This window comes from Pseudomonas sp. IT-93MI4, assembly GCF_949767635.1.
Classification (GTDB): domain Bacteria; phylum Pseudomonadota; class Gammaproteobacteria; order Pseudomonadales; family Pseudomonadaceae; genus Aquipseudomonas; species Aquipseudomonas putida_A.
Map to the genome: position 1 here is coordinate 57,801 of NZ_CATKPP010000003.1, position 12,625 is coordinate 70,425.

General features: G+C 59.2%; 8 protein-coding genes. All 8 read right to left on the reverse strand.

The genetic code is table 11. The features are described 5' to 3' along the window. Positions 1-185 precede the first annotated feature (185 nt). Positions 186-1,499 carry a branched-chain amino acid transport system II carrier protein gene (gene brnQ, locus ACM6I7_RS02415; RefSeq protein WP_027614038.1) on the reverse strand — a complete coding sequence of 438 codons (1,314 nt, stop codon included), beginning with the start codon at positions 1,497-1,499 and terminating at the stop codon, positions 186-188. Positions 1,500-1,997: 498 nt separating this feature from the next. Next, positions 1,998-2,879: a succinate--CoA ligase subunit alpha gene (gene sucD / locus ACM6I7_RS02420; RefSeq protein ID WP_003223019.1), complete on the reverse strand. Its 882-nt coding sequence runs from the start codon at positions 2,877-2,879 to the stop codon at positions 1,998-2,000. Beyond that, complete coding sequence (sucC, locus tag ACM6I7_RS02425) at positions 2,879-4,045, reverse strand: ADP-forming succinate--CoA ligase subunit beta (RefSeq protein ID WP_003223015.1); 1,167 nt, start codon at positions 4,043-4,045, stop codon at positions 2,879-2,881. The genes sucD and sucC overlap by 1 nt, the downstream gene beginning before the upstream one ends. Positions 4,046-4,247: 202 nt before the next feature. Further along, entirely contained in the window at positions 4,248-5,684 is a 1,437-nt protein-coding gene (lpdA, locus tag ACM6I7_RS02430) for a dihydrolipoyl dehydrogenase (protein ID WP_007962860.1), read from the reverse strand. A gap of 95 nt (positions 5,685-5,779) precedes the next feature. Next, entirely contained in the window at positions 5,780-7,003 is a 1,224-nt protein-coding gene (gene odhB, locus ACM6I7_RS02435; protein ID WP_414887897.1) for a 2-oxoglutarate dehydrogenase complex dihydrolipoyllysine-residue succinyltransferase, read from the reverse strand. A 42-nt stretch (positions 7,004-7,045) separates the two neighbouring features. Continuing rightward, positions 7,046-9,877, reverse strand: a complete 2,832-nt coding sequence (locus ACM6I7_RS02440) for a 2-oxoglutarate dehydrogenase E1 component (RefSeq protein ID WP_027614036.1) — start codon at positions 9,875-9,877, stop codon at positions 7,046-7,048. A 259-nt stretch (positions 9,878-10,136) separates the two neighbouring features. Continuing rightward, the gene (locus ACM6I7_RS02445) at positions 10,137-10,841 is read right to left on the reverse strand and encodes a succinate dehydrogenase iron-sulfur subunit (RefSeq protein WP_003223007.1); all 705 of its coding nucleotides are present in this window, start codon (positions 10,839-10,841) and stop codon (positions 10,137-10,139) included. Between the two features lie 11 nt (positions 10,842-10,852). Further along, positions 10,853-12,625: a succinate dehydrogenase flavoprotein subunit gene (gene sdhA / locus ACM6I7_RS02450; protein WP_007962857.1), complete on the reverse strand. Its 1,773-nt coding sequence runs from the start codon at positions 12,623-12,625 to the stop codon at positions 10,853-10,855.

Genomic DNA, 12,625 nt, shown 5'->3' on the forward strand with positions numbered 1-12,625 from the left:
GTGGAGTATGGATGCTACCTGTAGGAGCGAGCCTGCTCGCTCCTACATTAAGACTTCGGCAACCCTTCGACGTTAGCTCGCGGAAAAAGACACTGCCAGACGCCCATAAAAAATGCCCCGTATCGATTGATACGGGGCATTTCTGTTTAAGCGCTGAAGACCCGCTTGTGGCGGGTCAGACAACGTCAGGCAACGGCTTCGCTGCGCTTGCCCAGCAGGCGATCGCAGACCACGGCGACCACCAGGGTCATCACGCATGGCACCAGCCACGCCAGACCCTGCTCGCTCAGCGGCAGGTGCGACAGCTGCGACGGCATCCAGTCAGCCAGACCGGCGCCCTTGAGCGCGTCGATGGTGCCGAACAGGAAAGATACCAGCATGACCGGGCCGAGGATCCGCCCGTGTTCATGCCAGAAGTCCTTGCAGAAGCTCAGAGCCACCAGAACGATGCATGGCGGGTAGATCGCGGTCAGCACCGGGATCGAGAACGCGATCAGCTTGGTCAGGCCCAGGTTGGACACCAGCAGCGAGAACGCGGCCAGGATGATCACCAGAGTCTTGTAGGACAGCGGCAGCACGCGGCTGAAGTATTCAGCGCAGGCGCAGGTCAGACCGACCGCGGTCACCAGGCACGCCAGCGAGATCAGCACCGCGAGGAAACCGCTGCCCAGCGAACCGAAGGTGTGTTGCACGTAAGCATGCAGCACCGCCGCACCGTTGGTGGCACCGACCGCGACTTCGTGGCTGCCGGAGCCGAGGCGGAACAGGCTGATGTACACCAGCGCCAGTCCGACACCGGCGATGAGGCCGGCAATGATCGCGTAACGGGTGATCAGCGCAGGCGACTCGACGCCACGGGAGCGGATCGCGTTGACGATGACGATACCGAACACCAGCGCGCCGAGGGTATCCATGGTCAGGTAACCATTGATGAAGCCCTGGGAGAACGGTGCCGCGACATATTCCGGCGTGGCCTGACCGATATCCCCGGCCGGCAGGGCGAACGCGGCGATGCCGAGTACCGCCAGGGCGATGATTTTCAGCGGCGCGAGGAAACGCCCCACGGTATCGAGCAGACGGCCCGGATACAGCGAGATGAAGAACACCAGCAGGAAGTACACCGAGCTGTAGAGGAACAGCGCCAGAGGGCTTTCGCCGGTCAGCGGCGCCAGACCCACTTCGAACGACACGGTCGCGGTCCGCGGGGTGGCGAACAGCGGGCCGACCGCCAGGTAGCATGCCGCGGCGAGCACACCACCGGCGATCTTGCCGATCGGGCTGCTCAGCGCATCCATCGCGCCACCGACCTTGGCCAGGGCGACGACGGTGACCACCGGCAGACCGACAGCCGTGATCAAAAAGCCCAACGCCGCCATCCAGACGTTAGGTCCGGACTGCAGGCCGACGATAGGCGGGAAAATGATGTTGCCGGCCCCGACGAACAGGGCAAATGTCATAAAGCCCAGTGCCAGGATGTCCTGACCTTTCAAAACTTTCATTAAGGAAATACCACACTACTGAATCGGAATTTAGAGGGGGATTTCCCTGTGGGGTTAGGGAAATGCTGTCAGTCCGTATAAGACTGACCCGTTTAGCGCGTTGCATGCCTTGTGGGCGGCAGACGCAAAAATGGCTGCTAGCCTAACGAATTTGTCTGACAAACGCACTGTTTGAGGGCGAACTATCCGATACACGACGTGTCCGTGTCGCGTTTACGCATCTATTTTTCCTACGGAGCACTCTGCAGGAAGAACCAGCACATGTAGCGAGGGGATTTATCCCCGATGGGGCGCGCAGCGGCCCCGATTGAGACCGTATGGTTTTTTCAGACTGAGCGCACTCACCGGCTTAGGGGACCGCTTCGCAGCCCATCGGGGCGGTGCGACGTTTCGCTAAATCCCCTCACCACAAATGCCCGCTAAAACGCAGATGCCAGAAACAGCAAAGGCCACCCGAAGGTGGCCTTTGTCTGGTGAAGCGTCAGTCAAGCACGAGGCTTACTTGACCGCCCAACCGGTCAGCTCGGCCAGGGCCTTGCCGATGTCTGCCAGCGAACGCACGGTTTTTACGCCTGCGTCTTGCAGCGCAGCGAATTTCTCGTCTGCAGTGCCTTTGCCGCCAGAGATGATTGCGCCAGCATGGCCCATGCGCTTGCCCGGAGGAGCAGTCACACCAGCGATGTAGGAAACAACCGGCTTGGTCACGTGTGCCTTGATGTAGGCAGCCGCTTCTTCTTCAGCCGAACCGCCGATCTCGCCGATCATCACGATCGCTTCGGTCTTCGGGTCTTCCTGGAACAGCTTCAGGATGTCGATGAAGTTCGAACCCGGGATCGGGTCACCACCGATGCCGACGCAAGTCGACTGACCGAAACCGGCGTCAGTGGTCTGCTTCACAGCTTCGTAGGTCAGGGTGCCGGAACGCGAAACGATACCGACCTTGCCTGGCAAGTGAATGTGACCTGGCATGATGCCGATCTTGCATTCGCCTGGGGTGATCACGCCTGGGCAGTTAGGGCCGATCAGGGTAACACCCAGCTCGTCGCACTTAACTTTGGCGTCCAGCATGTCCAGGGTAGGAATGCCTTCGGTGATGCAGACGATCAGCTTGATGCCGCCGAAAGCAGCTTCCAGGATCGAGTCCTTGCAGAAAGGAGCCGGAACGTAGATCACGCTGGCCGTAGCGCCAGTGGCAGCTACTGCGTCTTTAACGGTGTTGAACACTGGCAGACCCAGGTGCTCGGTGCCGCCTTTGCCCGGAGTTACGCCACCAACCATCTTGGTGCCGTATTCGATGGCTTGCTGGGTGTGGAAACTACCTTGCGAACCGGTAATACCCTGGCAGATAACTTTGGTGTCTTTATTGATCAGGACGCTCATTATTTGCCCTCCGCAGCTTTGACAACTTGTTGAGCAGCGTCGGTCAGGCTGGTAGCAGCGATGATGTTCAAACCGCTTTCTGCCAGTACTTTAGCGCCCAGCTCAGCGTTGTTGCCTTCAAGGCGAACAACAACCGGGATTTTCACGCCGACTTCTTTCACTGCACCGATGATGCCTTCGGCAATCATGTCGCAACGAACGATGCCGCCGAAGATGTTAACCAGTACTGCAGCGACGTTGGTGTCGGACAGAATGATTTTGAATGCTTCGGTCACGCGCTCTTTGGTAGCACCACCACCTACGTCGAGGAAGTTGGCTGGCTTGCCGCCGTGCAGGTTGACGATGTCCATGGTACCCATGGCCAGGCCGGCACCGTTGACCATGCAGCCGATGTTGCCTTCCAGGGCTACGTAGTTCAGTTCGAACTTGGCAGCGTGCGCTTCGCGCGGATCGTCTTGCGACGGATCGTGGAAAGTCTTCAGCTTAGGCTGACGATACATGGCGTTGGCGTCGATGTTGATCTTGGCGTCCAGGCAGTGCAGATCGCCGTCAGCCTTGATCACCAGCGGGTTCACTTCCAGCAGGGCCAGATCGTGATCCTGGAACAGTTTGGCCAGACCAACGAAGATCTTGGCGAACTGGGCAACTTGCTTGCCTTCCAGACCCAGTTGGAACGCCAGCTCGCGACCCTGGAATGGCTGAGCGCCAACCAGTGGATCGATAGTGGCCTTCAGAATTTTTTCTGGAGTGTCGTGAGCGATTTTCTCGATGTCCACGCCACCTTCGGTGGAAGCCATGAACACGATGCGACGGCTCGAACGGTCAACGACAGCGCCCAGGTACAGCTCTTTAGCGATATCAGTGCACGATTCAACCAGGATCTTGGTGACTGGCTGACCATTGGCGTCAGTCTGGTAAGTCACCAGACGCTTGCCCAGCCACTGCTGTGCGAAGGCCTTGGCGTCTTCTTTGTTGCGAACCAGCTTGACGCCGCCCGCTTTACCGCGACCACCGGCGTGGACCTGGGCTTTGACAACCCACTCGCTGCCGCCGATTTTGTCGCAAGCTTCTGCTGCTGCTTCCGGGGTGTCTACTGCGTAACCAGTGGAAACTGGCAGGCCGTATTCAGCGAACAGCTGCTTACCCTGATACTCGTGAAGATTCATGCTTTTTACCGTCTTCGTTAGGTACTGCGCATTCGGCGCTGCGCTCTTGATGAGTGCCGCGCCACCTGTGACTGCTGCTTGCGTAGCCTTTCCGGATACCCGGTGCAGCTACGCAAGACTGCGTCCAGCGGACATTCCGCGGTGAGACTTGCTCGCAAGGCTCACGACGGGCCGCAACCGCCGTGGTTTCTTATTGTGTGTCTTAACGCTTCTTGCGGTTGGCAATGTGGATGGCGCCGCCATTCACAGCCAGAGCAGCTTCGTGCAAGGCTTCAGACAGGGTCGGATGGGAGAAAACCATCATGCCCAGGTCTTCAGCGCTGGTGCCGAATTCCATACCGATCGCGCCCTGTTGAACCAGTTCTGCAGCGCTCGGGCCAATCACGTGCACGCCCAATACTCGGTCAGTCTTGGCATCAGCGATGACCTTGACGAAACCACCGGTATCGTTGGCGGCCATGGCACGGCCGGAAGCGGCGAACGGGAAGGTGCCGACGTTAACTTCAACGCCTTCGGCTTTCAAGGCCTGCTCGGTTTTGCCAACCCACGCGATTTCCGGGTGAGTATAAATAACCGAAGGGATCAGGTCATAGTTCATCTGGGCTTTGTGGCCCTTGATGCGCTCGACAACCATGATGCCCTCTTCCGAGGCCTTGTGCGCCAGCATCATGCCGCGAACCACGTCACCGATGGCGTAAACGCCCGGTACGGTGGTGGCGCAGTGATCGTCAACGTGCACGAAACCGCGCTCGTCCAGGGTCACGCCGCTGTCGGCAGCCAGCAGATCAGTGGTCACCGGACGGCGACCAACGGCTACGATCAGCTTGTCGAAAGTGATGGACTGTTCGCCGTTGGCATCGGTGTAGTTAACCACGACTTCGTCGCCGTTCACTTTCGAACCGGTTACGCGAGCACCCAGCTTGATGTCCAGACCTTGCTTGGTCAGGGTTTTCAGCGCTTCCTTGGAAACAGCGGTGTCCGCTGCCATCAGGAAGGTGTCCAGTGCTTCGAGGACAACCACTTCGGAACCCAGACGCGACCACACCGAACCCAGTTCCAGACCGATCACGCCAGCGCCGATCACGCCCAGACGCTTAGGTACGGATTGGAATTCCAGAGCACCAGTCGAATCGACGATGACTTTCTGATCGACCGGAGCCGGTGGAATGTCGATCGGACGCGAACCTGGTGCCAGGATGACGTTTTCGGCTTCGATGACTTCAACCGAACCGTCCGGCTTGGTGACTTCGACTTTCTTGCCAGCCAGCAGCTTGCCGTGGCCCTGGATCGAGGTAACGCCGTTAGCCTTGAACAGGGTGGCAACGCCGCCAGTCAGGTTCTTGACGATGCCAGCCTTGCGGCCAACCATCGCAGCGACGTCCATTTTGACTTCGCCGGTCGAGATACCGTGAACGTTGAAGCTCTCTTTGGCTTCCTTGTACTTCCAGGAGCTGTCCAGCAGCGCCTTGGACGGAATGCAGCCGACGTTCAGGCAAGTACCGCCGAGGGCCTGTTTGCCTTCAGCGTCGGTGTACTTCTCGATGCAGGCAGTGGTGAGACCCAGCTGCGCGGCCTTGATGGCAGCTACATAGCCGCCAGGGCCGGCACCGATCACTACTACGTCAAATTTCTGCGACATTCAAAAAATCCTCTTTAGCGAAAAGCTTCAAGCCGCGCGCTGCGGGCCGTACCGCCGTTGCCGACGGTACGGCCCGCAGCGCATGGCTGCTTCTATCAGATATCCAGCAACAGACGAGCCGGATCTTCCAGCAGGTTCTTGATGGTCACCAGGAAGGTTACAGCTTCTTTGCCATCGATCAGACGGTGATCGTAGGACAGTGCCAGGTACATCATCGGACGGATCACGACCTGACCGTTGATGGCCATAGGACGCTGGATGATGTTGTGCATGCCCAGAATCGCTGCCTGCGGCGGGTTGACGATCGGGGTCGACATCATCGAACCGAAGGTACCACCGTTGGTGATGGTGAAGGTACCGCCGGTCATCTCTTCCATCGACAGTTTGCCGTCACGGGCTTTCTTGCCGAACGTGGCGATGCCGCCTTCGATTTCAGCCAGGCTCATCAGCTCGGCGTTACGCAGAACCGGAACGACCAGACCACGGTCGCTGGAAACCGCAACACCGATGTCGGCGTAGCCGTGGTAAACGATGTCCGCACCGTCGATCGAAGCGTTGACCGCCGGGAAGCGTTTCAGCGCTTCGGTGGCAGCCTTGACGAAGAACGACATGAAGCCCAGGCGTACGCCGTTGTGGGACTTCTCGAACAGGTCCTTGTACTTCGAACGCAGAGCCATGACTTCGGTCATGTCGACTTCGTTGAAAGTGGTCAGCATTGCCATGTTCGACTGGGCTTCAACCAGACGCTCGGCAACCTTGGCACGCAGACGGGTCATCGGTACGCGCTTCTCAACGCGGTCACCGGCAGCGAATACCGGAGCAGCAGCGGCTGGAGCAGCGGCTTTTGCAGGAGCAGCAGCCGGAGCGGCTTTCTTCGCGGCTACAGCAGCCACCACGTCTTCCTTGGTCACACGACCGCCTTTGCCGGTACCGGCAACGGAAGCGATGTTGATGCCGTTTTCTTCAGCCAGCTTGCGCGCAGCCGGAGCAGCAACAGGATCGTCTTCGCCTTCGGCAGCCGCCGGGGCAGCGGCAGCAGCGGCCGGAGCAGCAGCGGCGGCTGGAGCAGCGGCAGCAGCGCCGCCCGCTTCGATGGAGCCCAGGACTTCGTCGGACAGAACGGTGTCGCCTTCGTTTTTGACGATTGCGCCCAGCACGCCGTCGGCGGTCGCCAGCACTTCCAGTACGACTTTGTCGGTTTCGATGTCGACGATCAGGTCGTCACGCTTGACGGCGTCGCCCGGTTTTTTGTGCCAGCTGGCAACGGTGCCATCGGCAACCGATTCCGGGAAAGTGGGGGCTTTGATCTCGATAGCCATTATCTGTGGTTCCTTAAATTCGGTTTCAGGTGCGCGAAGGCGTTAAACGGTAAACGCGTCTTGCAGCAGTTTTTCCTGCTGCTCGGCGTGCATCGATGCGTAACCACAAGCTGGGGCAGCAGAAGCCTCACGGCCCGCGTACTCGAGTACGAGAGACTTGTCGAGGTTACCGATACTGCGACGCAGGTGGTGCTGGCTGCAGTACCAGGCGCCCTGGTTCATCGGCTCTTCCTGACACCAGACGGCATGCTTGACGTTGGTGTAAGGCGCCAGGACCTCTTTCAAGTCGTCCTCAGGGAATGGATACAGCTGCTCGATACGCACGATGGCGATATCGTCACGGCCTTCGGCACGACGTTTTTCCAGCAGGTCGTAGTAGACCTTGCCGCTACACAGAACAACGCGCTCGACCTTTTTCGGGTCCAGGGCATCGATTTCCGGGATCACGGTCTGGAACGAACCTTCAGCCAGATCTTCCAGGGTCGAGACGGCCAGCTTGTGGCGCAGCAGCGACTTCGGCGTCAGCACTACCAGAGGTTTGCGCAGCGGGCGAATCACCTGACGACGCAGCAAGTGGTAGATCTGGGCCGGGGTGGTCGGCATGCACACCTGAATGTTGTGCTCGGCGCACAGCTGCAGGTAACGCTCAAGACGAGCCGAGCTGTGCTCAGGGCCCTGACCTTCGTAGCCGTGTGGCAACAGCATGGTCAGACCGCAGAGACGGCCCCACTTGTGTTCGCCGCTGGTGATGAACTGGTCGATAACAACCTGTGCACCGTTGGCGAAGTCGCCGAACTGGGCTTCCCAGATCACCAGCGCGTTTGGCGTGGTGGTCGAGTAACCATATTCGAAGGCCAGTACCGCTTCTTCCGAGAGGAACGAGTCGTACAGGTCAAAGCGTGGCTGACCGTCGTACAGGTTCTGCAGCGGAATGTAGGTGCCCGCGTCTTTCTGGTTGTGCAGTACAGCGTGACGGTGCGAGAACGTACCGCGGCCGATGTCCTGACCGGTCATGCGGATCGGGTGACCTTCGAACGCCAGGGTCGCGTACGCCATGGTTTCGGCGTAACCCCAGTTGATCGGCAGGCCGCCGGCTTGCATCTTCTGACGGTCTTCGTAGATCTTCGCGACCTGACGCTGAACCACGAAGCCTTCCGGAATTTCCAGCAGCTTGGCGGACAGTTCCTGCAGGGTCTTCAGATCGAAACGGGTGTCGTGACGCGCAGTCCAGGCGTGGCCCAGATACGGACGCCAGTCCACGAACAACTCTTTGTTCGGCTCTTTGACCAGCGATTTCACTACGTGCAGACCGTTGTCCAGCGCGTTGCGGTACTCGTCGACCTTGGCCTGAACACGTTCAGCGTCCAGTACACCGGCCTGAGTCAGGCGATCAGCGTACAGCTCACGGGTGGTGCGCTGCTTGGTGATCTGCTGGTACATCAGCGGCTGGGTGCCGCTTGGCTCGTCGGCCTCGTTGTGGCCGCGACGACGGTAGCAGACCAGGTCGATCACCACGTCACGCTTGAACTGCATGCGGTAATCGATGGCCAGCTGGGTCACGAACAGCACGGCTTCCGGATCATCACCATTCACATGGAGGATCGGCGCCTGGATCATCTTCGCAACGTCGGTGGCGTACTCGGTGGAACGCGAGTCCAGCGGGTTGCTGATGGTGAAACCCACCTGGTTGTTGATCACGATGTGCACGGTACCGCCGGTCTTGAAACCGCGGGTCTGCGACATCTGGAAGGTTTCCATGACCACGCCCTGACCTGCGAATGCAGCGTCACCGTGGATGGAGATCGGCAGCACCTTCTCACCGGTCGGGTCGTTACGACGATCCTGACGGGCGCGAACCGAACCTTCTACCACCGGGGAAACGATTTCCAGGTGGGACGGGTTGAACGCCATGGCCAGGTGAACTTCACCGCCGGTGGTCATCACGTTGGACGAGAAGCCCTGGTGGTATTTGACGTCACCGGAACCCAGCTCGACCTTCTTCTTGCCTTCGAACTCGTCGAACAGCTCGCGCGGGTTCTTGCCGAAGGTGTTGACCAGCACGTTCAAACGGCCACGGTGGGCCATACCGATGACGACTTCCTTGGTGCCGTAGGAACCGGAACGCTGGATCAGCTCGTCGAGCATCGGGATCAGGCTTTCGCCGCCTTCCAGACCGAAACGCTTGGTGCCCGGGTATTTGGTGCCCAGGTATTTTTCCAGGCCTTCACCGGCAGTCACGCGCTCAAGCAGGTGGCTCTTGATGTCGGCGGAGTACGTCGGACGACCACGCACGCTTTCCAGACGCTGCTGGAACCACTGGCGCTGCTCGGAATCGGTGATGTGCGTAAATTCAGCGCCGATGGTGCGGCAATATGTCTGCTGCAACGCTTCGTGAATTTCGCGTAGGCTCGCTTCCTCTTTGCCGATGAACAGGTCGCCGGCACGGAAGGTCGTATCAAGATCGGCATTGGTCAAGCCGTAATGATTGATCGACAGGTCTGCAGGTGCAGGACGCTGCCACAGCCCCAGCGGGTCAAGCTGGGCTGCCTGGTGGCCACGCATACGGTAGGCCTGGATCAATCGCAGCACTTCAACTTGCTTCTTCTCGTGCTCACTGCTCACGCTCCCGGCGGAAACCGGTTGGGCGCGGCGCTGGTTCTTTGCCAGCAGCACGAAATGATCGCGAATTGTGGAGTGCGAAACATCAGTGGCAGAGCTGCCGTCGGCAGGCAGCTTCTGAAAGTAGGTGCGCCACTCTTCTGGCACAGCGTTAGGGTCGTGCAGGTAGAGCTCATAAAGCTCTTCCACATAGGCAGCGTTTCCACCTGAAAGGTAGGCGCTGTTCCACATGCGCTGCATCACGCTTTCTTGCATGCTTGGTCACCCTCGGTTAGGGGAACACCATCGGCGTCAATACCGAGCAAACTTGCAGAAGTCCGAATGCAGCGACCAAAACAAGCCACTTAGGATCACGCTGATAGTCCGGGTACCAGCCCGGATGCCCCTGCTTGTCTCATTTCTTCAAAATAAGAGCTGCAGCTTGTGGCTACTGCTCTGGTTATAGCCATGACGCGGGTTGAAGCCCGCGCCACAGCCTCTTCGTTACAGCGGTTCTACGGTTACAGCAGCTGAATCACACGCCGCTTGAAAGCAGCATGTTACGGATGTGACCGATGGCCTTAGTCGGGTTCAGGCCTTTCGGACATACGTTGACGCAGTTCATGATGCCCCGGCAGCGGAAGACGCTGAACGGGTCATCGAGCGAAGCCAGACGCTCGGACGTCTTGGTGTCACGGCTGTCTGCCAGGAAGCGGTACGCTTGCAGCAGGGCAGCCGGGCCCAGGAACTTGTCCGGGTTCCACCAGAAGGACGGGCACGAGGTCGAGCAGCAGGCGCACAGGATGCACTCGTACAGACCGTCGAGCTTTTCACGCTCTTCAGGGGACTGCAGACGCTCGATGGCCGGAGCCGGCGTGTCGTTCTGCAGGTAAGGCTTAACCTTCTCGTATTGCTTGTAGAAGATGCTCATATCGACAACCAGGTCACGGATGACCGGCAAACCTGGCAGCGGACGAACGATCAACTTATTGCCTTTTACGACAGCGGACAGCGGCGTGATGCACGCCAGGCCGTTCTTGCCGTTGATGTTCATGCCGTCGGAGCCGCAGACGCCTTCACGGCAAGAGCGACGATAGGAGAAACCCTCGTCCTGCTCTTTGATCAGGGCCAGCACGTCCAGCACCATCAGGTCTTTACCACCGGTATCGACCTGGAATTCCTGCATGAACGGCGCAGCGTCCTGATCAGGGTTGTAGCGATAAACACTGACTTGCAACATGGCGGTCACCCTTAATAAGTCCGGACTTTAGGTTCGAAAGTCGGAACAGTCTTCGGCGAGAAGTTTACGGCACGCTTGGCGACGCGTTTCTCACCCGGGAAGTACAGGGTGTGGCACAGCCAGTTTTCGTCGTCACGGTCTTCGAAGTCTTCACGGGCGTGAGCGCCGCGGGACTCTTTACGTACTTCGGCCGCGATGGCGGTAGCTTCAGCCACTTCCAGCAGGTTTTGCAGTTCCAGAGCTTCGATACGCGCGGTGTTGAACGCTTGCGACTTATCGTTGATCTTCACGTTGGCGATGCGCTTGCGCAGATCGGCCAGCTGAGCGATACCCTTCTGCATGTATTCGCCAGTGCGGAATACACCGAAGTAGTTCTGCATGCAGCTTTGCAGCTCGCGACGCAGGGTAGCCACGTCTTCGCCATCGGTACGGCCGTTCAGCGCATTCAAACGCGACAGGGCAGCTTCGATGTCGGCTTCGGTAGCGTCGTCGTATTCGATGCCGTCGGTCAGCGCCTTTTCCAGGTGCAGGCCGGCAGCGCGGCCGAATACCACCAGGTCGAGCAGCGAGTTGCCGCCCAGACGGTTGGCACCGTGTACCGATACGCAAGCCACTTCACCTACGGCGAACAGACCAGGAATGATCTGATCCACGCCTTCGGCGTTCTGGGTGATCGCCTGACCATGAATGTTGGTGGCAACGCCGCCCATCATGTAGTGGCAGGTCGGAACAACCGGAACCGGAGCAACCACCGGGTCAACGTGTGCGAAAGTCTTCGACAGTTCGCAGATGCCTGGCAGACGGCTGTGCAGCACTTCCTCGCCCAGGTGGTCGAGTTTGAGCATTACGTGGTCGCCATTCGGACCGCAACCGTTGCCGGCGATGATTTCTTTAACCATCGAGCGGGCAACCACGTCACGACCAGCCAGGTCCTTCGCGTTCGGAGCATAACGCTCCATGAAACGCTCGCCGTGCTTGTTGATCAGGTAACCACCTTCACCACGGCAACCTTCGGTCACCAGTACACCGGCGCCAGCGATGCCGGTCGGGTGGAACTGCCACATTTCGATGTCTTGTACCGGCACGCCAGCACGCAGCGCCATGCCAACGCCGTCACCGGTGTTGATCAGGGCGTTGGTGGTGGAGGCGTAGATACGGCCAGCACCGCCAGTAGCCAGTACGGTGGCCTTGGCGCGAATGTACGAAGTTTCGCCGGTTTCGATGCAGATCGCGATCACACCGACAAACTCGCCTTCCTGGTTTTTCACCAGGTCGACAGCGTAGTACTCGTTCAGGAACGTGGTGCCGGCTTTCAGGTTGCCCTGATAAAGGGTGTGCAGCAGTGCGTGACCGGTACGGTCGGACGCTGCGCAGGTACGGGCAGCCTGACCACCTTTACCGTAGTCCTTGGACTGACCACCGAACGGACGCTGGTAGATACGGCCTTGCTCGGTACGCGAGAACGGCAGACCCATGTGGTCCAGCTCGAAAACGGCCGCCGGGCCTTCCTGACACATGTATTCGATAGCGTCCTGGTCACCGATGTAGTCGGAACCCTTGACGGTATCGTACATGTGCCAGCGCCAGTCATCGTTCGGGTCAGCGGACGCGATCGCGCAGGTGATGCCGCCCTGGGCGGATACAGTGTGCGAACGGGTCGGGAAAACCTTGGTGATCACCGCAGTCTTGTGACCGCCCTGCGCCAGCTGCAGCGCAGCGCGCATGCCGGCACCGCCACCACCAATAATGATGGCGTCGAAAGAAATCGTTGGAATGTTAGCCAT

What these genes read in the sequence shown, in the direction of transcription:
- odhB (WP_414887897.1), bottom strand. Translation starts at nt 7,003, where the DNA reads ATGGCTATCGAGATCAAAGCCCCCACTTTCCCGGAATCGGTTGCCGAT.
- brnQ (WP_027614038.1), bottom strand. Translation starts at nt 1,499, where the DNA reads ATGAAAGTTTTGAAAGGTCAGGACATCCTGGCACTGGGCTTTATGACA.
- sucC (WP_003223015.1), bottom strand. Translation starts at nt 4,045, where the DNA reads ATGAATCTTCACGAGTATCAGGGTAAGCAGCTGTTCGCTGAATACGGC.
- sdhA (WP_007962857.1), bottom strand. Translation starts at nt 12,625, where the DNA reads ATGGCTAACATTCCAACGATTTCTTTCGACGCCATCATTATTGGTGGT.
- sucD (WP_003223019.1), bottom strand. Translation starts at nt 2,879, where the DNA reads ATGAGCGTCCTGATCAATAAAGACACCAAAGTTATCTGCCAGGGTATT.
- ACM6I7_RS02445 (WP_003223007.1), bottom strand. Translation starts at nt 10,841, where the DNA reads ATGTTGCAAGTCAGTGTTTATCGCTACAACCCTGATCAGGACGCTGCG.
- lpdA (WP_007962860.1), bottom strand. Translation starts at nt 5,684, where the DNA reads ATGTCGCAGAAATTTGACGTAGTAGTGATCGGTGCCGGCCCTGGCGGC.
- ACM6I7_RS02440 (WP_027614036.1), bottom strand. Translation starts at nt 9,877, where the DNA reads ATGCAAGAAAGCGTGATGCAGCGCATGTGGAACAGCGCCTACCTTTCA.